The sequence below is a fragment of the Helicobacter rodentium ATCC 700285 genome (assembly GCF_000687535.1).
Classification (GTDB): domain Bacteria; phylum Campylobacterota; class Campylobacteria; order Campylobacterales; family Helicobacteraceae; genus Helicobacter_D; species Helicobacter_D rodentium.
Genome location: NZ_JHWC01000001.1, coordinates 77,480 through 103,381, shown reverse-complemented (window position 1 = coordinate 103,381; position 25,902 = coordinate 77,480). Strand labels below are relative to the sequence as shown.

Here is a 25,902-nt window from a genome sequence, read left to right as displayed (position 1 = left end):
AAATAAGTTATTTTGAACTACAATTTGACAAGCAACTTAAACTTTCAAAGGCATAATCATAAATTTTGCTTTTGGATTTGAAAATTATTTAGGGTTTTGTGAAAGAAAAATTGTATCTTCTAACATTTTTAATTCCTCTACGCTAAAACCTGCTTGCAGACGAGCGTTGATATTTAGCTGTGCATTTGCTTTTGGAAAAGAAAAACGATAGGCTTTTAGAATCTCAAAGTATTTCAAAGCACGATTCTGTGGTGAAATTTTCTCTTTTTCGCAAACAAAGTGAAACCAAGTATTGCCCTTTGAGACATGAGAGATTTCATCTTGTAAAATCATTGCTAAGACATTCAAAATTTCATCTTTCATTGGGTGGAAACTTTTTTGAACTTTGCTACATAAAAAAGGATTCACATCTAATCCAACAGCTTCCATTCCGCGGGGAACAAGTGCGATTCTATCTAATAAAATATTGCAATTTTGCATAGAATCAAACAATAAGGAATGCACACCAAAATCGCCATATTTAAAGCCTAGAATCCTTAAGAGTGAATGTAAAGCCAAGAAATGTTTAACTTCTTCGTTAGCCACTTCTACCCAATCACGATAGAAGTTTAAAGGAAGATTCCTGAAGCGATAAGCGCAATCGAGTGCCAAGTCAATCGCTGAAAACTCAATGTGTGCGATAGAATGCAATAAATGTGCAACATTTAAATCTGTTTTGAGGTATTTTCCCTGTGGAACTTTATGAGGCGGAACAATCGGGCAAAAATTGGCAAAAGTTGGAGTTTTTAAAGGTAGAGTGATGGAATTGTGTTCTAAGCGGAAAGATTGAAAGTTTTGCCAGATTCTTTGCACTTGTGAGCATTTCTCTTCGGCATTTTTTGCATTTAAAGCGTTAAAGAGTGCGGAAAATAACTCATAGGATTCCATATTTTTACCTAAAAGAGGGCTTTGATGCCGATGAGAATCATTTTAACGCCCATTGCCATAATGAAAACAAGTGCAATGCGCGAAAGCACGTGCAATACAAGTTTTCCCAATATGCGTTCAATACTAGCTGCAAAGTGAAAAAGCGCAAGCATAAAGGCAAAAGCTGCAATTACAGCAAAGATTGTGAGCATCAAGCCTTTTTCTTCTGATAGGACAACTACGGTAGAAAGTGTCCCGGGACCTACAAGCATAGGAAAAGCCATAGGGACAACGCTTTGATTTAATAATTCGCTTTTATTTAAGCCTTCGTGCTGCTGCATTTCTTTGTGAGAGGGTAGCAATAACCCTTTAGTGCTAACTAGAATCAACAAGAAGCCACCAGCAATCCTTAAGTGATTCAAATCTATTTTAAACAAAAATTTCATAATAAAAGGACCAGCAAGTAAAAATGAAATCACAATCGCAAAAGCAACATAGAGAATATTGCGAAAAAGACTTTGTCGTATTGCAGTGTCTAAATCGTCTGTCATAGAAATAAATTGTGGGAGATTACCAAAGGGATTCAAAACAGCAATGATTGTAATGGCAATCAACAAAAGGCTGTAAAGTTGGGATTCTATTCCGACAAACATCTTATCTCCTTAATGGAGTTTTTGGGAATTTTAGTAGAATTAAAAAGAAAAATCAACCTTCCTTTAAAGGATTCTAATTATCGTATTGTTTGTTTGGGTATCAAATAGTAAAAAGACTCGGCATTTAGAATCGTTAAGATTCCAAATACCCATAATTGTGGAGTTATGCTTTCTTTTCGCTTACAATATCTACGATATTATCGCCAACCATTAAAGCAACTTTCTCCATATATTCTGCCGGGCTAGTAAAGCCTACGCAAGAGCAGTTGATTTCTCCTAAGATATAGCGGTCTGCACCTTTCTCATCGGTATCTAGGATAAAGTCTGCTGTCCAAATTAAAGGCAAATCGTAATTGCCCAATTTACTTTTAATTTGTGGAAGTTGTGCTAAGAACCAATCCACTAAAGATTGCCAATCTTTTGGCTCATCGTAGCGGTATTTTGCACCACTAAAGAGTGTTGCGCTAAAGGCATCTCCGCCCTCTGCTGGTTTTTTATGCACAACATAAACAGGAGTTTTATAAAGCATAAGGATTCTAATCTCACCCTCTTTGATACGTGGTAAGAAAGTCATATCCACAAGCATACCATTATCGCCTACTAAATAATGCTCACAAAAATCCATAAATTCGCCAAGTTTGCGCTCTTCTGTATGGTTGTCTTTTGCCTCTGTGCAGATGATTTTTGTATCAAGTGGGAGAGATTCTACCTTGTTGTATTGGTCGCTAGATTCCAATCGGACACGCCAAATCCCTTCTCCGGTAGAGCCGCGATTTTGTTTTAAAACTCTTTCGCCCTTTGCAAGAGTTTTAGGAAAAGTTTTCTTAAAGTCGTGTTTATCGCTAAAGGTTACGCCGATTCTCTTTGCCTCTGCTGGGTCATAATACGCATAAGTATCGCTAGGAACTAGGGGAGTATCCGCTAATTTTGTTAAAGCATCTTTTGCGCCATAGCCAATCATCGCATCGGGGTGAGGCATACCTACAAGCCCATCGTTGCAGAGTTTGCGCAAGACATCAAAATAAAGTTTTTCTTCCTTAAGGTTGCCCGGATTGACACGAGAAACATAACCATCTGCACTTTCGCGCACTTTTTTATAAACTTCCTCTCTTTTGCTAGAATCACGCAAAATATCATCTGTAAGTTGCACAACTTCTGCATTCCAACCTTTTGCTTTTAGGGCATTGACCATTGGCATTGTATCTTTTCTGTGTCCATCTGCACCTTTATCGCTACCGCCAACTGCCTCAAAAAAGACGATGTTCTTTTTCATACTTTCCTCCAAATTCAAATTGTGATTCGTAAAGATAGCAAAATAAGACTTAAAGTTTTTATGGTTTTGATTTCTTGCGCAGGATTTATTTTTGAAATGTTACAAAATTATGCAACTATTTTAAGGAATCCTAAGAATCCTAATTGAATCACATTTGAGGATTATTAGAGGTTTTTTGCTGTGATAAGCTCCAAAGGGTCAATATGTTTGTCTTTTAAAGTTACCTCAAACTTTAAAGCATTCTCAACGCGCCCAATGGTATAACCCTTTTTTACGGTGCTACCGGGTTTGATAGTGGGTGCAATTTTGTCTAATTGTGCGTAAATAGTGTGCATATTATCTTTGTGTTCAATAATGACTACGCGTTTTAAAATAGGGGTATCTTTTGCAAACACAACCTTTCCATCTAGGACGCTTTTTACTTTATCGTCTCCTTTGGGGGTTAAGGTAACGGATTCATTAAAGACTTTCATTTTATATACAGGGTCAAAATAAGGTCCAAAACGTTTTTCAATCGTAAAATTCTCCAAAGGCGCAATCGTTTTTGTCCCCTTATATTTGGTTGTGCCGATATTATGGTAAGAACTTGCAACTTGGCGCACATCAAATTCTTCATTTGTTTTGGGTGTATTGGAGGTGATTTGCGATTCTTGGATTGCGGTATCTTTTTTATTCGTCATTTTAGGCGATTGATTGATGGATTCTATTTTTTGTTTAGACTCTTGTTGTCTTGTTTTGGCTAATTCTTCTCTTTTTTTGCGTTTTTCCTCCTCTTGACTTTTTACAATATTAAGATTAACAAGAATCCCTTGCACCGCATCACGTTCTTTTACAATTTTTTGTAATTCATTGTTGTATTTTGTAATTTCTTTTTGGTAATTGGCAATCAATCTTTCTTGTTCGTCTTGAAGTGCTTTTAAGTGTGTTCGTTTTTTATTTTCTATTTCAATAAAATCTTTTAATTGTGCAATTTCGTTTTGTAAAGTGTGGAGATTTGCAATCACTTCGCTTTGCTTATTGCTTAGTGTGCTTAAGTGCTTTTTTGTTGCATTACTTAGAGACTTAAATGCTTCTTCTGTTATTAAATCTTGGATAGATTCAGGCTGAAAGTCATTTAGTAAAACGGCAAAAGAAACCTCTTTTGTGATTAAATCCATCATTTCTAATTCAATTTGTTTGCGTGTTTGAAACAAAGAATCTTGATTGCTGTTAAGTTTCTTCATTAAAGCAGTTTTGGTGTTATATTCTTTTTGGTTTTTTGCAATATTTTGTTCGTTTTCTTGAATGGTCTTTTGGAGTATTTTATTTTCTTCTTTTTGTTGATTGATTGCACTGCCTAACTCTTGGAGTTTAGCATTGATTTGCTTTTCTTGACGCTTTTTATTCTCTAAGACATTTTGATTTTGAGTAATTTTTTGACTAATTTCTTTCTCATTTGCGCCAAATAGTATTGAAATAAAAAGAATAAAAAGAAACCAAATACGCATAAAAATCCTTAATTCCTATGTTGTAAGCTGACAATCCATACTGCAATAAGCGATACGGCAAGTCCTGTTAAAAGCAATATGATGGAATCCAAAAAGGGTGAAAAAATTTCTGGATTTAATCCCAATTCTTGCAAAAAGATGAGTAAAGCTGGATTCTGTGAGACATAAAATAAACCACTTGCTACAATGATTGTTGCAAGAATCGTATCAAGACAAGCAAGACGAAATAATACTTGAGAACGCATCCAAAGCGGAGCTCCAAGCAAAGTCATAATTTCCATTCTCTCTAAATGCTGGAATTTCCAAATTTCAATTTGTTTAAACATTAAAAGTAGGCTAATGAGCGCAATGAAGCCTGAAAAAATCATTGTGCTACCATTAATGATTAACAATAATTGATAAATTTGACTATGGCTTTTTGTAAAGGTTTCAATGCGCAGGATTCCATCTATTTCACTTAGCGTTTTTTGAATGACTGCCAAACGCGCACTGCTTGGATAAGTATTAAGTGTGAGAGAATAAAATTTGGGAAGAGATTTTTTAAGCAAAACAATATTTGCTTGGCTAATATTTTTGCTCAATCGTTCAAGAATAATTTTGGAATCAACAGGGCTTAAATTCTGTGCCTCACTAATTTTATTGCGTAAAAGCTCCATATTTAATTCTTTGGTACTAGCAAGGATAATCGCATAATTTTTGCCCAATTTGCTTTCGTAATCACTTAAAGTGCGATGAACAAGCAAAATGCTTTCTAATGCAAAAAGTAGTGCAATCAATGGAATAATCAAGCTTAAGTGATTTTTAAGAGAGTTCATAAATCACTCCTTCTTCAATATGAAAATGACGATAATTAATTCCTAAAGTTTCAGGGATTCTGTGTGTAACAACTACGACGGTGATTCCAAGTTGAGTATTCACGCCTTTTAATAAACTCCATATTACTTCAGAGGAATAGTCATCTAAGTTTCCTGTTGGCTCATCGGCTAAAATCAAAAGTGGATTATGGGAAAGTGCGCGCGCCATTGCTACGCGTTGTTGCTCCCCACCACTTAGCTCTAAGGGGTATTTGCTTCCCTTGTGGGAAAGTTTGATATGCGCTAAGAGTTTATCAGTTTGCGATTGACACGATTCCTTTGTAAAGCCTCCAATAATCATAGGAAGCATAACATTTTTTTCCACATTAAAGTCTTTAATCAATTTGTAATCTTGAAAAATAATACCTAAATGTCTGCGTAGAATCTCAATATTTTTTTTATTTGCTTTAAACATTTCTACGCCGCAAACCTCTAAAGAGCCGCTTTTAAGAGGCAAATCTCCATAAATAGAACGCATCAATGTGCTTTTTCCGCTTCCGCTTGGACCACTGACAAATACAAATTCTTTTGGATAAATATTAAAACTTGCGTTTTTTATAATGATTTCATTTTTGTAGCCTAGATTAATATTTTTTGCTTGAATGATTGCGTCCATTAGCCTTCCTTGTAATGTGGATTAAAATCATTTTGAATGATTTGGAGTAATTGGATATGGGATTGATGATTTAAAAAAGTTGGCAATGGATTCTCTCTAAAATATTCAATATGATTGGTTTGTAAGATATAACGCGTTTGCGGATAATGAAAATCCCCAAAAGATACCTTAAGCATACAAGGAGATTGTTGAGATTTTGAATCGCTAAGAAGCAAATCTTCTAAATGCAAAAAATAATCCTTTTGCACGATTTTAATCTTATGAAAATTTTTGGGCAAAAAATGTAATGGTTTAGAATCTAAATCCAAAAAACTAAAATCAAAATTTAATTTGCGTGGGGCAGAGGGACGCAATGCGTATAATTCAAGATTGTAAATATCTTTTTTTTGTCTTAGCCACCTTGCTTCGTATTTGCTTGTTATTTCTTCCTTTGCATTCATTTGTGATTCTATTTGAAAATCCTCTTTGAAGTTTTGTGCAAGATTTTTGGCATAATTGAAATATTCAAGGCTATCAGTGCGTAGTTGCAAGGAACCATTTTGTTTTAATGTACGGGAGCTTTGGGATAAAAAGGTGTGGCTTAGAATCCTGCGACTTGGCTGCTTATCCCAAGGCACAGGAAAATGTATAAAGATTTTGTCTAAAATATTAGAGGGCAATAATTCTAAAAAAATACGCGCATCATACGCAAGAATTAAAAGATTCTCAAGTCCTAAAAGCCCAATTTGACGAGCAACTTGCTCTAAAGATGGGCGATGAATTTCTAAACCAATATGTAAAATTTCAGGATGTTTTTTGGCATTATGTAGCAAATGACGCCCACTACCAAAACCAATTTCTAACCAAATCTTTATCGGTTGATTGGAATCTTGCGAGGTTTGCTTGGTTGTAAAGTTGTAATTTTTGATTTTAGTAGATTGTTTTAGCTTTGGAATTTGTTTTTCCAACAAGAGTTCAAAGTCTAAAAAGTCCTCAATATTTTTGATGAATGGAAGCCTATGTTTAAGAGCGAGAGATTTTCCTTGTAAGTTTTGCGTAAGAATGGAATCTTGAAAGTCCATCAAGATTTTCAATGCTTCTTTGGTAATTTCAATAGGAGAAATACGCGAATATTTATCAAAATGAACAATTGTTTCTTGTCTTTTGCTTGAATCTTTGGAATAGGTTTTGATTTCTAAAAAAAAATGTTTTACTTTTTCTTTGGAATCTTTGGGGGTAAAACAAACTTGCAATAAGCAGAAATAAGGATTCTGTGTTGAACAAAACTTTTGCATAAAACAAAACTCCCCTAGAGCGTTTGCAACCTTGAATGGTAGAGAGGGGAGATGAAATTTCGCAGTCTTGAAATGTGGCATTGGTTTATTTGGGTAAAGAAAGCACAACTTCTTGCGATGGTTTGGATTCTAATCCATTTTTATCTATTACGCTAACACAATAATAGTATTTTTCACCCGCCTTAATCTCTCTATCAATAAATTCTGTGGTCAGCACTTTATTATAGCGCAAAGTTTCTCCAAAAAATAGAGAATCCTTTTTATAGACAATATATTCTGTGGCACGATTATCTGTAGGTTTCCATCTTAGCACAACCGAACCATTTTCAATTTGTGCATAAGTAATGTTTGGAGCATTTGGCACTTGCAAGGTAGAGCCTGTGATAGGACCAACTTCTAAACTATCAATGCCATCTTTGTCGGTTGCGATAATTTTGTAATTGTATTGTTCGCCGTCTTTACTAATTAAATCTTGATAAAAATTTGTGTTGCTAGGCAATGTTACAAGAGTGGTATAAAAACTAGAGAAAAAACCTGAACGCAAAATTTTATAAGAAGTTACCTCTGGATTATCGTGTAGATTCCAGCTTAAATTAATTTGCTTTGGAACATTGTTGGTGGCTCGGAAATTTGTAATTTGCTTTGGTTTTGCTTTGGTTGTTGCTTGAACGCTTTTTGAAGGAATCGAACGAGAGTTATTAGCATTGTAAGCAATGATTTGATATTCATAAGTTGTGCCATCTTCTAATTTGGTATCCAAGTATTCTACTAGCAAACGATTTTGGATTTTGTCTAATTCTTTCCAATTTCCATTTTTGTCTTTACGTTCTACAATATAGCCATTCACGCGTGTGTCTTGATGCGGACTCCAAATAATCTTTACTTTTCTTGGATAGTTGCTAATGGCTTCAATATAGCTGACAGAACTAATGGTGTGTGTTTTTGCGGTAATGGTTTGAGAAAAACTAGAGACATTTTTATTTTTATCAAAAGAGGCAAATTGATAAACATATTCTGTGTTGGAATCTAATTTATTGTCTGCATAATGCGTAATAAAACGCGAATCTAGTGTGGCAATCTTGCTGAAATTTTGTGTATTGGCTTGTTTGCGATAAACATAATAACCTGCAACTGCTGGGTCTTGAACAGAATCCCATTCAAAGGCATTTGTATTAATATCACTTAAGACACGGATATTTTTAGGGGGTGTGATGGAATTATTGACGCTTGGATTGGGATTTGTTATCGTGGAGCAACCACTGAATATTAATGCAAAAATCGCAATCATTCCACTCAAAGAAAATCTGAATACATTAGTTAGAATCATTTTGGAATCCTTAAACATAACGAGTTTAGATAAAGTAAAACTTAATTTTAACATAAATATATAATTTAGTGCAAGATTCTATGGTAAATTATTGTGTAAGTGTTAGGAGAAAACAGATTGATAAAGACTATCAAGGGAAAAAATAAGATTTGTGTGGGAATCTTGATAGTTGATTAAATCAAAATTCGCCTTTAAAAAACTCTGCATTTCCGCAGAAAGAGGAGCATAAATATGTAAAATGTTACCACTTTTTGGGTGCTGTAAATATAATAAATGCGAATGCAGAAAGATTCTGTTTTGTGAAAATTCATTATTTTTGGAATCGTTTGAATAGCCATAGAAAAAATCACCCAAAATATGGCGGTTTAGGCTACTAAGGTGTGCGCGAATCTGATGTGTGCGCCCACTAAAAAGTTTAGCTCCAATTAGTTCATAATCTTGTAGTTTATTGGCTGTGGCGATTTTAAAAAATGCGGTTTTAGCGGATTTTGCATTGACGTTGTTTGGGTGGGTTGTAATATATTTTAAGCGATTTTTGGAATGACGTATTAAGGGGGAATCTACAATTTGCGATTCTTTCAAGGCTTTATCAATCACGCAAAGATAATAACGACCCATTTGGCGTGTTTGAAGTTGTAGTTTCAAATTTTTATGTGCGAAATTTGTCTTAGCAATTACAATTGCACCACTTGTGCCTTTGTCTAGCCTATGGACGATGCCCGCACGATAGGAATCTCCAAGATTGGAGAGAGGGAAGTTTTGCTGGTGTAGCCAATCCACTAGAGTTCTTTGTCTATCTTGCTCGTTTGTGCGATGCACGATTAATCCAGCAGGTTTATTTAGAACCAATAAATCCTCGTCTTGATAAAGGATTGGAATTTCTAAATTTTCAAGTTGAGAATCTTGTGTTTGGGGTATGTCTTCTTGAATAATAAGAATATCGTTTGCCTTTAAAGCGATTCCGTGTTTCTCTAAAATATTTCCATTCAGTAAAATTTTGCCTTTTGAGAACAGCTTTTCTGCTTGTGAGCGTGAGATTTGGAGTGCTTTAGCGATAAAAATGTCTGCTCGGATTCCTATTTCATCAGAATTTGGAGAGAAAATTTTAGAATTATCTTGGATAGAATTATGGTTTGGATGGAGGGGAGATTTCAAGGAGGATTGTGGTTTGTCTAAGGCAATGAATATATTTTTTTGCATTGGTTGTGAATCTTTTATGAAAAATTTATGCTAAAATTACGCTTAAAATTTTGTTTTTGGAAATATCTTTGTTTAAATTTAATCGCAGGATTCTATCATATTTTGATTATACTTTACCTTTATTGATTGCTCCTATTATTTTAATTTCTTGGTTTTTAATCAATGAAAATAGTGAATTTTTGGGCAATAAGGTATTGGTTTATGTAGGTGTAGGATTATTGATTTTTGTAATTGTCTTTTTTATTCCCACACGCAACATTCCTTGGTTTATTATTGGTTTTTATTGTTTTAACATTGTGTTGTTGGTGCTAGTAGAGTTTTTTGGCGATACGCGTTTGGGTGCGCAAAGGTGGCTTGAGATTCCTTTTGTGCATTTTACTTTTCAGCCTTCTGAAACGATGAAACCCGCATTGATTTTAATGATAGCCTATTATGTTAGTAAAAAACCACCCAAAAAAGATGGTTATAAATTATTGGATTTTTTAAAATTATCTTTTTTTATTCTTTTGCCTTTTTTGCTTGTGTTAAAACAGCCGGATTTAGGCACAGCACTTGTTTTGCTTCTAATGAGTTTTGGCGCGTTATTTCTTATTGGGGTAAATTATAAAATTTGGCTCACTTTAGCTATTGGTATTGCATTTTTATCGCCGATTTTATATGCAAACTTGCACGATTATCAAAAAAAACGCATTGTAGATTTTATTTCCAAAGAGCCAGATTATCAGGTAAAACAAGCAATGATTGCAGTGGGTTCAGGAGGAATCTATGGCAAAGAAAAAGAAGAAGCAACCCAAGCATTGTATAAGTTTTTGCCCATTGCAACGAGTGATTTTATATTTCCTTATTTTGTAGAAAGATTTGGCTTTATTGGTGTAATAGGGTTGTTTATTTTGTATGGTGCTCTGATTTTTCATATTTTCTCTATGAGCACAGAAAACAAAACAGATTATTTCTTGAAAGTCGTTTCTTATTGCGTGGGATTGTTAATCTTTATTTATTCGGGGGTAAATATTGCTATGACAATAGGATTGGCACCAGTAGTTGGGATACCATTGCCATTGTTTAGTTATGGAGGAAGTAGCTTTATCACTTTTATGATTCTTTTTGCAGTGTTAGAAAATTTACTTGCCTTTAGATACAAATTTGTGTATAATCACGACTCTTTTTCAAAACGGACCCTTAGCTCAGCTGGTTAGAGCACTCGGCTCATAACCGATTGGTCATAGGTTCAAGTCCTATAGGGTCCACCACATTATATACATACAGAATTATTTAGGAATAAAAATGGAAACAATACAATGTCAAAATATCAAATGTCAAGGGTGTGTAAAAAAAATAAATGAAGCACTTTTACAAAAATATCCCTCTTTGCAAGTTGATATAGAGAAGCAAAATGTAGTCGTAGAGGCAGATAAGAATGGAATCGCAGAGATTAAACAAAAACTCCAAGAACTAGGATTTTTAAAGGAGGGTGGAATCTTGGGTAAAATGAAAGGGTTTTTTACAAAATAAGAGGTTTGAATGGAAATTTTATTATTTATTACAATCGTGATTATAGCCATTGCACTCATTAATTTCAAAGATTACTTAAATAATCCCCAAAAACGCCCCCGCATTCATAGTAAAGAAAATAGCGATGAGTTAAGCGAATACCAAAACCCTTATAAACAACAAGAGCAAATTGTAAGCCTTAGCAAAGAAGAAAAGCTAAGAAATAGCGAATATGGCTTAATTGTAGCACTTTTATCTAAACTTGCCCAAAGCGATGGAAAAGTATGTGAATTAGAGCTAGAGCTTATGGAAAACACAATGCAAGATATTGCGGAAGCATTGTGTTTGCAAAGCGCAATGAATCAAAAAGAGGAGATTTTAGAGATTCTACATAAAATCTTTGATACTACAACACAGAGTGTAGAATCCCTAACCCAAAAATACGCAGAGCTTACAAAAGGGCAATATAAAAGTCGCTTAAAAATGGTGGAATATCTACTTTCTCTTGCTTATGCTGACGGAGAGTTGGGAAATAATGAGCGAGAAATTATTTTAGATGTTGCGGCGTATTTGGAAATTAGCAACGAGGATTTTAACAACCTCTATGATTCTTATGAAGCATTTTATGCACAAAAGCAAGAGGAATCCACTTTAAAAGAAGCTTATGAGACTTTGGGTGTTAGTGAGGAAGATGATATGGAGCACATTAAAAAAACCTATAAAAATTTAGTGCGTCAATTCCATCCAGATATTTTATATCATAAGGGTTTGGAGCAGTCTATTATGGAATCTTGCACACAGAAATTGCAAAAAATCAATCGTTGTTATAAAATCATTAGGGAGCATAGAAACAAGACAGCTTAAAAGAATGTAAAATTGCAATAGATTCAAAAGGGGAGTGCAATAAGATGGAAACGGGAATTTTACGAGATGTTGCAAAGATTTATAAACGTTTAGAAAATTACAATAAGCACACCAATCAGCTTTATAAATTGGCAGAGACTAATCATACTCCACATTTTTTGGAAAGTATTTTTGTGCAGATTCCACATAATCGCGAGACTTTACTTGCTTGTATTGAGCGCATAGTTACATTGCAGGAAGCCTCTTTTATTAATGTTTTGCAAAAGCTTGAGTTACCAGAGGAACAAATTGTTTCCTTAAGAATGCAGTTGCTTAAAATTGCACAAAATTTTTATATGGACAAGCATAAACATTTACTTCTTTTTATCAATAAAGAGCAGCTTCTAACTCCATTTTTTCGCGCATTGTTGCAAGCGGTTCATCAAATTGGGTTATGTTTTAATGATTTCTTTGTTGCTTGGCAGAGAGATCTTATTTTGGGAATTAATCGGAAGCTAAACCAGACTTATAATAAGGATTTGCAAAAGATTTTGGAAGTTTTAGAGCCAAGCTTTGAGGTTTCTCGTTCTAATGGTGGAGGAGTTTTAAAGGGAATCCTTACGCAAGATACATTGCAGCAATTACCCAATCAAAAAGATGAATTTAGTCAAGAGAATGAGAAAAGCGATAGGAGTTATTCTATTCCTGTGCTTAAAGATTCTGTTTATCAAGCAGTGGCTTATGCAGAGTTTTTTCAAAAGGAATTTCAAGCTTTAAAAATAGCTTTTGAAACCAATATAGAATCTCTGAAAAAAATTCCCGAAGTTTGTCCGAAATTAGAGCAAAAAAGTGCTTATTTGGAATATTTAAATGTTTTAAAGTCTGCATTAATGCAAAAGAATCCTAGCAGGTTATTGGAATCTTGGAGATTGGTGGATAAGGCTTGGATGGCAATTTCTTCTCCTTTGCAGATTGGACACCCTTTAGAATATTATGAAGACCATTTTAGAAAAGCTGTTGCACCTGAATGGGATCTGCGTATTGCTAGGTTTTATGAGGGGGTTGATTTGTTGAATCTCCAAGATTCGCAAGATTCTAAAATTTCCAAAGAATCCGTGTTGAAATTTTATCAATTTTATAGCTCTAAAGTTCCAAATACGCAGTATAAAGAGGAAATTAATCAATGCGTCCAGCAATCTTTGCTTAAAACGCAAAGCTATGGTGGATTACCCGCACTTTTCTATGGTGCAGAACTCAATGGGCTTTTTAGCGCACAAGTTGTCCCAAACGATGAGAAAGTCAGTGAGAAATATGGTAAAAAAATTTTCTATTTTCCAGATAGAGTGCGTGAGTTATCTCTAGCCAAACCTTTTATGCTCTTAGCTTCCAAGACTTTTCCTAAAGATTTTTTAGATTTTAATAGAGAATTATTGTTTTTTAGAGTAGAGGATTGGTATAAAGTCTATGAAATCTCTACAATCGGACACGAATTTGGGCATATTTTGTGGGTGAGTTTAGATAGCGAATTGAAAATGAATGCAAGTGGTCAATTTAAAAATATAGAAGAATTTAAAGCAACAATGGGTGGAATCATTTATTATTTTTTATCTGCTAATCAGCCACTTTTGCGAGAGATTGTTTTTAATCTTATTGCGCGTGCAGTAGGATTGATTGCGTGGATGAAAGAGGACGAAGTTTTGCCTTATTATTGTGAGGCTTTGATTCATTTATCGGTATTATTTAATGCGGGTATTTTACATTATAAAGGAAATTTTGATTCTGTTGCATTGGAGATAAATGTGAATGAAAACACAATGCAACTTTTAAAAAAGCAATACATAGAAACTTATAATCAGCTAGTTTTGACTTATTTAAACAAACAAGACGCAAAACTATTTTTAGACAATTATGCTATAAAGGATTCCGAAGGCAATTACAAACCCACCAAGTCAGAAGTAAAAGTCTTTGTAGAGGATTATTATCAGCAATATCAAGCTATTGGGCAAATCACAGATACACTTACGCCGCAAATGTGGCAAGAGACATATAAAAAACAACACAATTTAAAGTAAAGAGGAATAATGCTTAATATTAGCAGTAATGACATCAATAAAGCAAGAGAGATGATTTATAAAATTGCAGGGATCTATCTACCGCCTAGTAAAGATTCCACCATTAAAAATCGTTTGGATATTTTGAATCGCAAACTTGGAATCCGCGACTTTGATGATTTTTTTAACCATATCCAGCAAGGACATTTTAAGCAAGAATTTATCAATGCTTTCACAACCAATAAAACAGATTTTTTCCGCGAAGAATTTCATTTTCAAGATATGCTAGATAGGATTCTACCGCAAAGATTGAGGGAGAGTGAGCCTATAAAAGTTTATTGCTCGGCAAGTTCCACAGGGGAAGAGCCTTATTCCATTGCGGCAACTTTGCTTTACGCAAAAGAGCTTTATCGTTCTAACACACAAATTAGTGTGCTTGCTACGGATATTGATACTTCTGTGTTGGAGATCGCCAAAGAGGGTAAATATAGAGTCAATACAAAATTGAATCCTTTGCCTACTTGGCTAGATTTAAAAGGGTATTTCAATATTGAACCCAAAAGCGAGTTTGAGCTTTCTATGGAGGCTAAATTGGATTTAAAGAATATTTTAACTTTTAAGCAACAAAACCTTTATGATTCCAGATACCCTTTTGCTCCAAAAGAATTTGATATTATTTTTTGTCGTAATGTATTGATTTATTTTAAAGTCCCAGACCAAGAAAAAATTTTAGATAGATTATTCTCCCATTTGAAAATCAATGGGACTCTATATCTTGGGCATTCAGAGAGTATTTTGAATCTTTCTCATAGAGTGGATCGTTTGGGCAGAAATATCTTTGTGAAGGTTAGGGATTAATTTGCTAACAGATAGTAATGAAAAACACCATCCAGACTTGTTGTTAAAGTCAAATCCCTACAAAGGAGATGGCAAGAAATTAATTGCCATTGGCGCAAGCACGGGGGGAGTAGATGCGATTGCAAATATTCTTAAGGATTTACCGCGCAATTTACCCCCTATTGTGATTACGCAGCACATACCGGGCAGCTTTTCCACTTCTTTTGCAGAAAGACTTAATAGAATCTCACAATTAGATGTTTATGAGGTGCGCTCAAGAGTGGCTTTGTGCGATTCTTGCGCTTATTTGGCAGCAGGTGGTTTGCATATGATTTTGAGCAAACATTATAATGACTATTATGCGACTGCACAGGAGGGGATTCGTATTTCTCGCCATTGCCCAAGCGTAGATGTAATGTTTCGTAGCGTAAATAATGTTGTGGGCAAGAATGCCCTTGCGATTATTATGACAGGAATGGGAGATGATGGAAGTATTGGCATAAAAGAGCTTTATGATAATGGAGCTTATACGATTGCCCAAGATGAAGCAAGTTGCATTGTGTTTGGAATGCCTAAACAAGCTATTGCTAAAGGCGCAATTTGTGAAATTGTCAATTTAGATTCCATTGCTAAGAGAATCGTGCAGTTTGCAGAAGGAAATCTTAAACGCTCACAAGAGAAAAGATGAGCGGATTGTATTATCCTTTGAGGATTGTGGAATCTAGCTTTGAGGTAAAAGGTTCAGAATTTATTGCTTATTTGGTTGCTATGGATTGCTTTGCGGAGTTTGTTGCCCAAATGCGCATAAAGCACCCCAAAGCCGTGCATTTTGTAACTTCCTCACGCAAGTTTAATTCACAAGGACAGATTGAGGAAAGTTTCAGTGATGATGGAGAACCAAAAGGCACTTCAGGTATGCCTACACTCAAAGTCTTGCGCGGATATGACTTGATTGATTGCGGAATCCTTGTGGTGCGTTATTTTGGCGGCACTTTGCTTGGCACAGGTGGGCTTGTGCGTGCCTATACACAAGCTACAAAAGACGCGGTGATAAAGGCAAAAGAGCAGGGCGCATTGCAACTTTATGTCCCAAAGGAATCCTTAGAAATTGAGATTCCATTGAGTGTATTTTCTAAGGCAGAGTATTTAATGAAGTATTTTGAAATCAGTGTTGCAAACAAGGAATTTTTAGCAACAAGCGTTAAACTAAAGCTAGAATCCAAAGCAGAAAATTTGCAGCTTTTTTTGAACAAGTTAGAATTTTAAAAAGAGATAAAATTTCGTATGTAAAGATTCTATTGAAAAGGTTTTTTAAGTTTGCTAAATTATAGATTGCCACGAATCGCGTTGCGATTCTCGCAATGACGAGGTGGTTTGCCTTGCGTCATTGCGAGGCAATACCGAAGCGTGCAAATGCGTAGCATTTTCACCCGCTTTAGCGCAAATCCATAATCAAGCATAGAGAAAATTTTACAATGGAAGCTTTACAAATGAGATTCCACATTATAGATTGCCACGAAAATTTTTCAAATTTTCTCGCAATGACAGAAAACTTTACAATGGAATCCTCCAAAGAGGAGCTAAAAATTCTCCTCAAACCACCCTGCAATTTCACTGCGGATTGTTTGGTGTAGCACGATTCCAGACAAAAAGTCGTCCTGCTTAGCCTTTTGCAATAAGCTAATTAATCCATTGCGGTATTTGCTTAAATAAGGGTGGTCTATTTGCATAGGGTCGCCCAAAAAGACAATCCTAGAATCCTCCGCCATTCGTGTGCCAATGAGCTTGATTGTCGCATTAGAAGCATTTTGCGCTTCATCAAAAATTACAAATTTTTTTGCAATACTCACTCCCCTAGCGTGGGCAATGTCTAAAACCTCAATGTTGTGTTTTGTTATAAAGTATTCTGTGGCTTCTTGACTTTGTATGCTATTTGCCTCTCCGCGATATTCAATGCGTTTTGCTAAGGATTCCTTTTGCATTTTGGTAATCATAAAATTAATCGCGCTAAAGAGAGGATACATAAAATAATTTAACTTTTGATTCTCATCGCCCTTGCGGAATCCAAGCTCCGCTTCTTTGTCGTTTGCGGTAATGGTGTTGCGCAAATATACGATTCCATTGACTGCACCTTTTTTCAGCAAATGCAAACCCGCCTGCAAAGCAATGAGCGTTTTTCCGCTTCCTGTTGCGCCACTGCAAATCGTGATTCTATTTTTAGAATGCGTTAGTAGCGCATAGAGGAATTTCTGCTCCAAATTAATGGGGTTAATGTAGAGTTTGTCCTCCTCTAGTTTGCTATCAAAGTCTAAAGGCTCAAAGATTCCATCAAGCTTGATTCCATAATGTTTTTTGCCTGTGAAATAGAGGCTATTTTCGGTGTTGTCTTGCTCCAAGATTTCAATCAAACTCCAATTTTTGAGTGCGATAAATGTGGGGTTCTTTTCAAGATTCTCTTTTAAATTCTCCTTGTGCAGCGCAAAAGAATGCAAGAAATGAATACTTTGTGGATTCTCTATTCTATCGCGCATTAAGGATTGTGAGGGGACGCTCAAAGAGAGTGCATAAACCTTTAAAGAAATGTCGTTTGTGAGTAAAATAAGATGATATTCTTGTGCAATTTCTAAAATCCGCGCGTCATTTAAACCATAATCTTTGGATTGGATTTTATAATTTGGGCGATGAATGAAATGCAAGGGAATCTTGCATTCATTTACCGCAAAGTAAATGGTGTGGATTTTATCTCCATTTAATGCGCTAAACTTGGAATCACAAGCAGAATCCCCTAAAATATTTCTGAAAAATTCCCGCGCAAAAAACCCGGTTTCGTTACTTAAATCTTTCTTTTTGTCTAGTTCGCTTAGGGTTACATCGCAGATAAAAATATCATTTTCCCCGCTTTGGTGGAGAAAAAAGAGATTCTCCACATCGTCTAAAATAATAGAAGTGTCAATCAAGTAGGATTTTTTCACTTATTGGCAGCCCTCGCATTCTATGCTTCTATCCATAGTATCGGTGTGTGTTTCTGCTTCTACACTTTGGGAGCGCAGATAATAAGTGGATTTTAAGCCTAATTTCCAAGCAAGCATATAAATTTCATTTAAATACTTTCCACTTGCAAGATTGAGGGCGATAAAAATATTTGTGCTTTGTCCTTGGTCAATCCACTTTTGTCGCACAGCAGCGGCTTTGATGAGCAGTTTTTGGTCAATCTCATAAGCGGAAGTATAGTAATTCCAATTTTCCAAGTTTAAATTCGGTGCAACAACCGGAATCAAGCCACTTAGATTTTCCTCAAACCACTTGCGCTTATAAATAGGTTCAATCGTTTGTGTTGTGCCAACAAGGATTGAAATGGAGCTTGTAGGCGCAATCGCCATTAAATAGCCATTGCGGATTCCTTTTGCCTTGACTTCTTTGCGTAAAGCGTCCCAATCATACACAAATCCAAAAAGTCCTCCCCTATCCACAAGTTTTTTTGCTTCGTTGTTTGCCTTATCAATAGGAAAAATCCCCTCCGCCCAACTTGAACCAATAAATTCGTTATAAACTCCCTTTTCCTGTGCAAGTTCGCAACTTGCCTTGATGGCATTATAACTTATCATCTCCATAATCTCATCAATCTTCGCTAAATGCTGGTCGCTTCCCCATTCTATGCGAGATTCTGCTAACATTTGCGCTTCACCCATTACACCTAAACCAATGGAGCGATTATTTAAGTTTGTAACTTTTACCTTACGATTGGGGTAAAAGTTTAAGTCAATCACATTATCAAGCATTCTAATTGCAATAGGCACAACGCGCTCAATATCCTCTTTGGTATGGATTTTAGAGAGATTCACAGAGGCAAGGTTGCACACGGCAGTTTTGCCATCTTTAGATTCTCTTTGTGCGATAAAAACCTTTTTGCCCCGAATGCTATCGGTGGAAGTGATTTTGTTGGAGGATTTTTTAACCCCACAATCTGTGAGAATTTCTTGATATTCAGCAAAATCTTCAATCGTTCCGTCCTCGTATTCTACGCGAATGAAGCATTCATTAGGCTCGGTATTTTGAAAAATCTCTGTGCAGAGATTGGAGCTACGAATAATTCCTGAATGCGCATTGGGATTTGCAATATTTGCATTGTCTTTAAAGCAAAGAAAAGGCGAACCTACTTCAAAATAATTAGTTAAAATCCTTTTCCATAAATCCTTTGCTTTGATAGTTTCTTTTGCGATATTGGGGTCTTGCTCGTATTCTATATAACGCGCTTCAAAAGCCTCTCCATAGAGGTTTGTTAAATCCGAGCAAGTCAGCGAATCAAAGAGATTCCACAAGCCATCTTCTTGCACCCTTTTCATAAACAAGTCTGGAATCCAAAGTGCGGGGAATAAATCGTGTGTCCTGCGTCTTTCCTCCCCGCTATTTTTCTTAATGTCAATAAAGTCAAAAATATCACTATGCCAAGGTTCAAGATACACAGAGATTGCGCCTTTGCGTGTGCCTAGTTGATCCACTGCGATGGCGATGTCATTGGTGATTTTAAGAAATGGAATCACGCCTCCTGCTGCATTTTTATGTCCGTCAATAAAGCTTCCTAAACCTCTAATTTTAGAAAAATCCCAACCGATTCCACCACCATATTTACTTAGGAGTGCCATTTCTTTATAAGAATCAAAAATGCCCTCAATGTTATCTGGTGTGCTTCCTACATAGCAAGAGCTTAGTTGGTGGCGTGGGGTTCTTGCGTTAGAGAGTGTAGGAGTAGCCGCCATTACCTCAAACTTAGAGAGTAAGTCATAAAACTGCTCCGCCCAATGGTTAGGGTCTTGCTCGTTTTGCGCTAAAAACATTGCGATTCCCATAAACATATGTTGTGGTAACTCAATGGGTTCGCCTTTTTTGTTTTTTAGCAAATATCTATCATAAAGCGTTTTGATTCCCAAATAGTTAAACTGCAAATCCCTATTTGCATCAATTTTTTTGTTTAGTCTCTCTAAATCAAATTTTTCTTTCATTCCCTTGATGATACGATTTTCGTTTTCTCCTAATTCCAAGTATTCACGCAAGGTTTTATAGCCATTAAAGCCATTGACGCGGTGATATAAATCATACAAAAAGAGCCTTGCAGCAACATAAGTCCAATTTGGGCAATCAATGTCAATCTTATCCACAGCGGTTTTAATCAAGGTTTGCTGAATCTCTTGTGTGGTAATTTTGTCGCGAAATTGCAACTTCGCATCTACTTCTAATTCACTTTGTGAAACACCCTCTAGTCCTACCACAGAATCTCTTGTGTATTTTTGAATTTTTGTAACATCAAGCGGTTCAACTCTTCCATTTCTTTTAATAACTGTTAGCATTCTTTACCTTTATTTGTATTCTATGATTTCATCTAGTTTTAAGCGGAATCTTGGCTGTTGTTCTTTAGCGCGATAGCCAAAGCACAACACAAGTGCCACTTGCTCTTTTGTTGTGTCTAAGTTCAAATACTTTTCCACTTTTTCCTTATCAAAGCCCTCAATATAGCAGGTGTCAATGCCTAAATAACTCGCATACGCCACCATATAAGTTGCCATAATATAAGCTTGCAATGCGCCCCAATGAAAGATATTTTCAGTACTCAAATATCCTCTTGCCTTTAAATGTCCTTGCAATGCGTTATAAAAGCCCTCTAAAATTTCGGTATTCTGCGTTTTTCGCTGCACTTGCGAATCCAAATATGCACTTTTTGGGATAATGTCTTTGATTAAAGTTTTATAAATCACCACTTCACTTGCAGTTGTGATTTGTTCTTGATTCCAACATAAAGGCTTTAGTGCTTCTTTAGCCTCCTTGCTTTGCACGACAACCATACGCGTGGGTTCTACACCAAAAGAGCTAGGTGCTAGTCTCCCCACTTCTAAAATTTCTGTGAAAGTCTCTTTTGGAATTCTTTGTCCATTGAACAATTTACAAGCGTGTCTAAAATTTATGGATTTTAAAAACTCATTCATCGTTTTCCTTTCTACAACGATTAGGCTTTCTTTCTCTTTCTTTGGGTTGGGTCTAGCACCTTTTTACGAATCCTAATGCTTTTGGGTGTAACTTCTAAAATCTCATCTTCCTCAATCCATTCCAATGCGCGCTCCAGATTCAAATCTCTTGGTGGCACAAGTTTAATCGCATCATCGCTACCACTTGCGCGCATATTGGTTAAATGCTTTGCCTTAACAGGATTCACATCTAAATCATTTTCACGGCTATGCTCCCCGATAATCATACCGATATAGACTTTGGTTTGTGGTGGAATAAACAAAACGCCTCTTTCTTGGATATTGCCTAGCGAAAAGGGCGTTGCCTCTCCATTTTCCATTGAGATGAGCGCGCCATTACTTCTTGTCTCCACGCTTCCGCTAAAGGGGCGAAATTCCAAAAAGCTATTATTCATCACTCCCTCGCCCTTTGTATCGGTTAAAAACTCGCTACGATAGCCAATCAGTCCTCTCGCTGGAATCTCAAATTCCAATCGCGTGTATCCCTCTCCCATAGGATTCATTGCCTTTAATTCTGCTTTCCTGCGCCCGAGTTTTTCAATCACACTACCGGAATAATCTTGCGGGGTATCAATCACTAAAGATTCAAAAGGTTCGCACTTCTGCCCATCAATCTCTTTCACAATCACTTCAGGGCGTGAAATGCTAAATTCATAATCCTCTCGGCGTAAATTCTCTGCTAGAATCGTAATTTGTAACTCTCCGCGTCCGCTTACCTTGAATTTTCCCTCTCCTAATTCCTCAATTTTCATCGCGATATTGGTTTGCATTTCTCTCTCTAATCGCTCTTTTAGCTTGTTTGCAGTTACATGTTTGCCCTCTAATCCCGCAAAAGGAGAATCATTGACGACGAAATTCACGCTCATTGTTGGCTCTTCTAAGTGCATAGGATCTAATGGAATCGGATTGTTAGAATCCACAATGGAATCCCCAACATTTAAAGAATGGAATCCCGCTAAAGCGATAATATCACCGGCTTGCGCTTCATCAATTTCTGTTCTTGCAAGTCCATAGAATCCGATGAGTTTCGTAATTTTGCCTACGATTTTTTCTCCATTGCTCTTTGCAAGGGTTACGCTCTCGCCCTTTTTGACCTTACCATTAAAGATTCTAGCGATTCCAATTTTGCCCACATAATTATCATAATCTAGCGTAAAAATCTGCACTTGCAAGGGATTCTCTACATTTCCACTCGGAAGCGGGACATATTCTAAAATCGCATCAAAAAGTGGTTCAAGATTCTTTTTTTCATCCTCTAGCTCTTTAATCGCATAGCCCTCACGCGCCGCAGCATAGACAACAGGAAAATCTAATTGCTCCTCGTTTGCGTCCATTGCGGAGAATAAATCAAAGACCTCATCAATCACTCTATCAGGTTCTGCGGCGGGTTTATCAATCTTATTTACAACAACAATGGGGCGGATTCCAAGTGCCAATGCCTTTTTTACTACAAATTTTGTTTGCGGCATTACGCCCTCTTGCGCATCAACAAGCAAAAGCACACCATCTACCATTTTCAAGACGCGCTCAACCTCTCCCCCAAAATCTGCGTGTCCGGGAGTGTCAATGATATTAATCTTTGTGCCTTTGTAATTAATGGCTGTATTTTTGGATAAAATCGTGATTCCCCGTTCTTTTTCAATAGCGTTGCTATCCATTACGCGTTCATCAACTTGTTCGTGGTTTGCAAAAGTTCCGGATTGCCGAAGTAGCCCATCTACGAGAGTTGTTTTTCCGTGATCTACGTGTGCAATCACCGCAATATTTCTAATTTCTTGCATTGTGTCCCTTAAAAATAAAATGAAAATTTTGCGCGGATTCTATCTAAAAGAATCTTAAAAATATAAGAAGAATATATTGGAATGACTTTTGCTTATTTTGTAACAAGATTCTTAATTTTAAAGAGAGGCACGACTATGCTACCTTTGTTAGAGATTGAAAAAGTCAATCAAAAAAATGTCATTAAAACCCAAACTTCCAAAAGCGAAAACGAAAGTCAAAATGAAGAATTTGCTGAAATCTTTAATTTTCTAAGTTTGAATAAAAATTCTAAAAAAACTGAATCAAAATCCAAAGAAATTCCCACCCCAAAAACACAAGAGGATTCCAAGAATCCCCCATTGATGAAGAATGAAAATTATCAAAGTAATATTTTAAAAAGCTTAGATGAAAAATACAATCTTTCTAAAAATTTCTTAGACACGCAAAAGGTAGATACGCAAAATAAAAACATTAAAGCCAATGTCTTAAAGAATCAAACTTCTTTGCCGATCCGCTCTACTTTAAATAGCGCAAGGGATTTATTGGAATATTCCAAAACTCAAAAACAAGAGAGTAAGACTTTAAAGGATTTAGGTGAAGTTGCTGATACTTTAAAGTTAAACCTTCAAAAGATAAGTATGCAAGTAGGAGAACAGGAACAGAACAAAAAATCCAAAGGCGTCCTCAAGCAAGAAATATTTTCTGACAAAGAAGTATTAAAAGAATCCTTGAATACTAAAGAAAACATAAAAACCAATAAAGAATCTTCTAATATTTTGAGTAGTCTTTTACAAGACAAAGAGTTAAGGGAGAAAGCAGATAAAACTTCCAAAACCAATCCAACTCAAAAAACAACAGATTCCAAAGAGCCAAAGCTAACAAGTCAGGATTCTAAGGAAGTAAAATCTGTGGAATCCCAAAGCAAAGAAAACAATGTTTCTAGCAAAACGCCAAAAGAGAATCTAACTCAAAAAACAACAGATTCCAAAGAGCCAAAGCTAACAAGTCAGGATTCTAAGGAAGTAAAATCTGTGGAATCCCAAAGCAAAGAAAACAATGTTTCTAGCAAAACGCCAAAAGAGAATCTAACTCAAAAAACAACAGATTCCAAAGAGGCAAAGCTAACAAGACAGGATTCTAAGGGAGTAAAATCTGTGGAATCCCAAAGCAAAGAAAACAATGTTTCTAGCAAAAAAACTTCAAATCAAGAAGTGTCTGTGAAAAACTCACAAGAAAAAATAGAAAATCCTCTGAAGGAGAAATTGACTAAAACAGAATCTCCGCAAGATAAAGTTTCACAAGAGCCAATTAAGCAAGAATCTTTCAAGCAAGAATCCCTTAAGGATTCCCTGCAAAAAGAGGAGAAGTTGCACGAAAATGTAGAGCAACAAAAAACAAGCAAAGAGGCAATTAAGCAAGAATCCCAGAGTCAAAAAGTAACCAACCAATCAAGGGTGGTGCAAGACTCTATGCAAAACCCTTTTTCTTTCAAAGAGAAAAAGGAAGTAAAAGATTCTTTTATTAAAGAGGAGAAAGAAGATAAACGAAATGTGAGGAATCCCAAAGAATCTATAACAAAAAATTCCAATAACTTCAGCTTCTTAAAAGAGGAGAACCTTAGGCAAGAGATGAAGCAACAAGATATTTTCTTGGATAATTTGTTAAAAACCACAGAAAAGCCTATGCAGTCCTCAAAGGAAACATTTAAGGAAGTCGCACAAGAGGGAATCAAAGAAAATACAGAGAAAAAGGCAAAGGTCAATCAAGAAGTTTATCAATCTAGCACACAAGCGCAGGTGGAAAACCGCTTAAGTGTGCAAAATACTTTTTTGCATTTTAGCGATAAATTAAAAGAAGCATTGCAAAATTATCGTCCTCCTGTTACAAAATTATCCTTAGAGCTCAATCCAGAAAAGCTAGGAAGTGTGGAGCTTACGATTGTAAAAAGAGGAGATAATATTTCTGTGCAGATTAGCTCTAATCAAAACGCTTTGCAACTTTTTATGCAAAATGCGCAGGAATTTAAAAACAGCTTGAGCAATTTGGGATTCAATGATGTAAATTTGGATTTTAAGGATAATACAGGAAATAGTTTAGGTGGTGGAGACTTTAGCGGTTCTAGTGGTGGAGAACAGGGAGGTTTTGGAGGACAAAATCAAAGGAATCCTAACCCGCAAGAACAAAATTTAGAGCAAGATTTCAGTGAAAATTCAAGAAATACTCAAAGTTGGAACGAAAATAGCTTACACACTTACAAAGAAGTTAATAATCCTTATGCCAGAGTGGCATTAGTAGAGATTAACTTTTCATACTATGCTTAAGGAGCAGACAATGTCAACAGCAGCAACAACAACAGCGACACAAGGAAGCTATCAACAACCAAGAACAACAAGTAGTACAAACAATACAGAAAGAACAGAGGAAACCAAAAAGGGTGCATTAGACGATAATCCCATTCCAACAGATGACAAGACCACAGGCGGAAACTCCCTCTCCAATGAAGCCTTTATGCGCTTATTCTTAGAGCAGCTTAAAAACCAAGACCCAACTGCTCCAATGGAAACACAAGAGATTCTAACGCAAACTGCGCAACTTACACAAGTAGAAGCGCAAGAGAAAATGAAAACCGCAATGGAAAAAATGACAAGCGCAATGGAATCTATGCAAGAAACAAACAAAAAAACCATTGAAGCCCAAGAGAAGATGATAGAATCCCAAACAAAAATGCTAGAATCCTTAGGCTTACTCTCTGATAGTATCCAAGATAGCAATATCTTAAGTGGCTACAATGCGATTGGCGTCATAGGAAAAATTGCAGAAACAGGTTTAAATGGAATCACATTAGAGAAAAACGAAACAACAAAATTCAGTCTTTATTTTGATGAACCCATTGATGCAAGTAAAGGTAGTCCTAAAATTTCTATTATCTCTGAAGTGCCGATGAAGGATAAAAATGGAGATGTGTTAAAAGACGCAGATGGTAATATAAAAACAGAGAAAACGATTGTGAAAGAAATCAGTCTTGCACAATACGATGGACAAAGCGGTTGGATTGATTTTGAATGGGATACAAAAGATAATGGTGGAAGCTATGTGAAAGTAGGTTCTACTTATTCTATTTCAGCAGAATACAATTTGGATTCCACAACCAACAAATATTTAGAAACCGAATTAGGGCGCGGTGAGGTGCAAAGCGTGTTATATGATCAAGGTGTGCCTTATTTGAAGCTTGGAGAAATGGTGATTCCAATTACTTATGTGCGTACTTTTCAACCCAACAGCTAATGATTGAAGCGATAAGAAAGGATTTGT

Annotated in this window: 22 protein-coding genes and 1 tRNA gene; 10 read left to right on the top strand and 13 right to left on the bottom strand. The window is 36.0% G+C overall.

Going from position 1 to position 25,902, the window contains the following annotated elements:
- Positions 1-84 precede the first annotated feature (84 nt).
- From BS85_RS09965 to BS85_RS0100445, 9 genes are all read right to left on the bottom strand, one after another.
- Entirely contained in the window at positions 85-927 is an 843-nt protein-coding gene (locus BS85_RS09965; RefSeq protein WP_026943064.1) for a ferritin-like domain-containing protein, read from the bottom strand.
- Positions 928-935: 8 nt separating this feature from the next.
- Positions 936-1,559 carry a MarC family protein gene (locus tag BS85_RS0100485; protein WP_026943063.1) on the bottom strand — a complete coding sequence of 208 codons (624 nt, stop codon included), beginning with the start codon at positions 1,557-1,559 and terminating at the stop codon, positions 936-938.
- A 163-nt stretch (positions 1,560-1,722) separates the two neighbouring features.
- Positions 1,723-2,832, bottom strand: coding sequence for a Cj0069 family protein (locus BS85_RS0100475; RefSeq protein ID WP_026943062.1), 1,110 nt, complete (start codon positions 2,830-2,832; stop codon positions 1,723-1,725).
- Between the two features lie 164 nt (positions 2,833-2,996).
- Entirely contained in the window at positions 2,997-4,319 is a 1,323-nt protein-coding gene (locus BS85_RS0100470) for a murein hydrolase activator EnvC family protein (protein WP_051604610.1), read from the bottom strand.
- 8 nt (positions 4,320-4,327) lie between these two features.
- The gene (locus BS85_RS0100465; RefSeq protein ID WP_026943060.1) at positions 4,328-5,134 is read right to left on the bottom strand and encodes an FtsX-like permease family protein; all 807 of its coding nucleotides are present in this window, start codon (positions 5,132-5,134) and stop codon (positions 4,328-4,330) included.
- Positions 5,121-5,789: a cell division ATP-binding protein FtsE gene (locus BS85_RS0100460; protein ID WP_026943059.1), complete on the bottom strand. Its 669-nt coding sequence runs from the start codon at positions 5,787-5,789 to the stop codon at positions 5,121-5,123. The genes BS85_RS0100465 and BS85_RS0100460 overlap by 14 nt, the downstream gene beginning before the upstream one ends.
- A complete protein-coding gene (gene trmB, locus BS85_RS0100455) occupies positions 5,789-7,063 on the bottom strand; it encodes a tRNA (guanosine(46)-N7)-methyltransferase TrmB (protein ID WP_245596247.1) in 1,275 nt (424 codons plus the stop codon). Before trmB ends, BS85_RS0100460 begins: the two co-directional genes overlap by 1 nt.
- 85 nt (positions 7,064-7,148) lie before the next feature.
- Entirely contained in the window at positions 7,149-8,390 is a 1,242-nt protein-coding gene (locus BS85_RS0100450) for a fibronectin type III domain-containing protein (RefSeq protein ID WP_034550864.1), read from the bottom strand.
- A 102-nt stretch (positions 8,391-8,492) separates the two neighbouring features.
- The gene (locus tag BS85_RS0100445) at positions 8,493-9,590 is read right to left on the bottom strand and encodes an RluA family pseudouridine synthase (RefSeq protein WP_084310101.1); all 1,098 of its coding nucleotides are present in this window, start codon (positions 9,588-9,590) and stop codon (positions 8,493-8,495) included.
- 68 nt (positions 9,591-9,658) lie between these two features.
- Here BS85_RS0100445 and BS85_RS10775 point away from each other — a divergent pair, with 68 nt between their 5' ends.
- The 8 genes from BS85_RS10775 to BS85_RS0100405 all read left to right on the top strand — a co-directional run bounded on the left by BS85_RS10775 (position 9,659) and on the right by BS85_RS0100405 (position 16,078).
- Entirely contained in the window at positions 9,659-10,786 is a 1,128-nt protein-coding gene (locus BS85_RS10775) for an FtsW/RodA/SpoVE family cell cycle protein (RefSeq protein WP_026943055.1), read from the top strand.
- Positions 10,764-10,840 (top strand) — tRNA-Ile (locus tag BS85_RS0100435). Before BS85_RS10775 ends, BS85_RS0100435 begins: the two co-directional genes overlap by 23 nt.
- 34 nt (positions 10,841-10,874) lie before the next feature.
- Positions 10,875-11,102 (top strand): heavy-metal-associated domain-containing protein, encoded by a 228-nt coding sequence (locus BS85_RS0100430; RefSeq protein ID WP_026943054.1) that lies wholly within the window; start codon positions 10,875-10,877, stop codon positions 11,100-11,102.
- Positions 11,103-11,111: 9 nt separating this feature from the next.
- Positions 11,112-11,945 carry a TerB family tellurite resistance protein gene (locus BS85_RS0100425; RefSeq protein ID WP_026943053.1) on the top strand — a complete coding sequence of 278 codons (834 nt, stop codon included), beginning with the start codon at positions 11,112-11,114 and terminating at the stop codon, positions 11,943-11,945.
- Positions 11,946-11,989: 44 nt separating this feature from the next.
- Entirely contained in the window at positions 11,990-13,996 is a 2,007-nt protein-coding gene (gene ciaB / locus BS85_RS0100420; RefSeq protein ID WP_026943052.1) for an invasion protein CiaB, read from the top strand.
- A 9-nt stretch (positions 13,997-14,005) separates the two neighbouring features.
- Positions 14,006-14,833: a CheR family methyltransferase gene (locus BS85_RS0100415; RefSeq protein ID WP_026943051.1), complete on the top strand. Its 828-nt coding sequence runs from the start codon at positions 14,006-14,008 to the stop codon at positions 14,831-14,833.
- Position 14,834: 1 nt separating this feature from the next.
- Complete coding sequence (locus BS85_RS0100410) at positions 14,835-15,500, top strand: CheB methylesterase domain-containing protein (RefSeq protein WP_034550862.1); 666 nt, start codon at positions 14,835-14,837, stop codon at positions 15,498-15,500.
- The gene (locus BS85_RS0100405; protein ID WP_026943049.1) at positions 15,497-16,078 is read left to right on the top strand and encodes a YigZ family protein; all 582 of its coding nucleotides are present in this window, start codon (positions 15,497-15,499) and stop codon (positions 16,076-16,078) included. The genes BS85_RS0100410 and BS85_RS0100405 overlap by 4 nt, the downstream gene beginning before the upstream one ends.
- Before the next feature lie 314 nt (positions 16,079-16,392).
- On the opposite strand, the gene BS85_RS0100400 is transcribed toward BS85_RS0100405, so the two are convergent.
- From BS85_RS0100400 to typA, 4 genes are read right to left on the bottom strand one after another with little or no spacing between them, the layout of a single operon-like run.
- Positions 16,393-17,784, bottom strand: coding sequence for a PhoH family protein (locus BS85_RS0100400; protein ID WP_026943048.1), 1,392 nt, complete (start codon positions 17,782-17,784; stop codon positions 16,393-16,395).
- Positions 17,785-20,157, bottom strand: a complete 2,373-nt coding sequence (locus tag BS85_RS0100395) for a ribonucleoside-diphosphate reductase subunit alpha (protein WP_026943047.1) — start codon at positions 20,155-20,157, stop codon at positions 17,785-17,787.
- Positions 20,158-20,166: 9 nt separating this feature from the next.
- Positions 20,167-20,790: an NAD(P)H-dependent oxidoreductase gene (locus BS85_RS0100390; protein WP_026943046.1), complete on the bottom strand. Its 624-nt coding sequence runs from the start codon at positions 20,788-20,790 to the stop codon at positions 20,167-20,169.
- 20 nt (positions 20,791-20,810) lie between these two features.
- Positions 20,811-22,610, bottom strand: coding sequence for a translational GTPase TypA (gene typA / locus BS85_RS0100385; protein ID WP_026943045.1), 1,800 nt, complete (start codon positions 22,608-22,610; stop codon positions 20,811-20,813).
- A gap of 135 nt (positions 22,611-22,745) precedes the next feature.
- Here typA and fliK point away from each other — a divergent pair, with 135 nt between their 5' ends.
- Both fliK and flgD read left to right on the top strand, forming a co-directional pair.
- Positions 22,746-24,911 (top strand): flagellar hook-length control protein FliK, encoded by a 2,166-nt coding sequence (fliK, locus tag BS85_RS0100380; RefSeq protein ID WP_026943044.1) that lies wholly within the window; start codon positions 22,746-22,748, stop codon positions 24,909-24,911.
- A gap of 10 nt (positions 24,912-24,921) precedes the next feature.
- Positions 24,922-25,875 (top strand): flagellar hook assembly protein FlgD, encoded by a 954-nt coding sequence (gene flgD / locus BS85_RS09960; protein ID WP_051604609.1) that lies wholly within the window; start codon positions 24,922-24,924, stop codon positions 25,873-25,875.
- The last annotated feature ends 27 nt before the right edge of the window (positions 25,876-25,902 follow it).

Coding starts and splice junctions, on each gene's coding strand:
- BS85_RS09965 (WP_026943064.1), bottom strand. CDS start 927: ATGGAATCCTATGAGTTATTTTCCGCACTCTTTAACGCTTTAAATGCA.
- BS85_RS0100485 (WP_026943063.1), bottom strand. CDS start 1,559: ATGTTTGTCGGAATAGAATCCCAACTTTACAGCCTTTTGTTGATTGCC.
- BS85_RS0100475 (WP_026943062.1), bottom strand. CDS start 2,832: ATGAAAAAGAACATCGTCTTTTTTGAGGCAGTTGGCGGTAGCGATAAA.
- BS85_RS0100470 (WP_051604610.1), bottom strand. CDS start 4,319: ATGCGTATTTGGTTTCTTTTTATTCTTTTTATTTCAATACTATTTGGC.
- BS85_RS0100465 (WP_026943060.1), bottom strand. CDS start 5,134: ATGAACTCTCTTAAAAATCACTTAAGCTTGATTATTCCATTGATTGCA.
- BS85_RS0100460 (WP_026943059.1), bottom strand. CDS start 5,789: ATGGACGCAATCATTCAAGCAAAAAATATTAATCTAGGCTACAAAAAT.
- trmB (WP_245596247.1), bottom strand. CDS start 7,063: ATGCAAAAGTTTTGTTCAACACAGAATCCTTATTTCTGCTTATTGCAA.
- BS85_RS0100450 (WP_034550864.1), bottom strand. CDS start 8,390: ATGATTCTAACTAATGTATTCAGATTTTCTTTGAGTGGAATGATTGCG.
- BS85_RS0100445 (WP_084310101.1), bottom strand. CDS start 9,590: ATGCAAAAAAATATATTCATTGCCTTAGACAAACCACAATCCTCCTTG.
- BS85_RS0100430 (WP_026943054.1), top strand. CDS start 10,875: ATGGAAACAATACAATGTCAAAATATCAAATGTCAAGGGTGTGTAAAA.
- BS85_RS0100425 (WP_026943053.1), top strand. CDS start 11,112: ATGGAAATTTTATTATTTATTACAATCGTGATTATAGCCATTGCACTC.
- ciaB (WP_026943052.1), top strand. CDS start 11,990: ATGGAAACGGGAATTTTACGAGATGTTGCAAAGATTTATAAACGTTTA.
- BS85_RS0100415 (WP_026943051.1), top strand. CDS start 14,006: ATGCTTAATATTAGCAGTAATGACATCAATAAAGCAAGAGAGATGATT.
- BS85_RS0100405 (WP_026943049.1), top strand. CDS start 15,497: ATGAGCGGATTGTATTATCCTTTGAGGATTGTGGAATCTAGCTTTGAG.
- BS85_RS0100395 (WP_026943047.1), bottom strand. CDS start 20,157: ATGCTAACAGTTATTAAAAGAAATGGAAGAGTTGAACCGCTTGATGTT.
- BS85_RS0100390 (WP_026943046.1), bottom strand. CDS start 20,790: ATGAATGAGTTTTTAAAATCCATAAATTTTAGACACGCTTGTAAATTG.
- typA (WP_026943045.1), bottom strand. CDS start 22,610: ATGCAAGAAATTAGAAATATTGCGGTGATTGCACACGTAGATCACGGA.
- fliK (WP_026943044.1), top strand. CDS start 22,746: ATGCTACCTTTGTTAGAGATTGAAAAAGTCAATCAAAAAAATGTCATT.
- flgD (WP_051604609.1), top strand. CDS start 24,922: ATGTCAACAGCAGCAACAACAACAGCGACACAAGGAAGCTATCAACAA.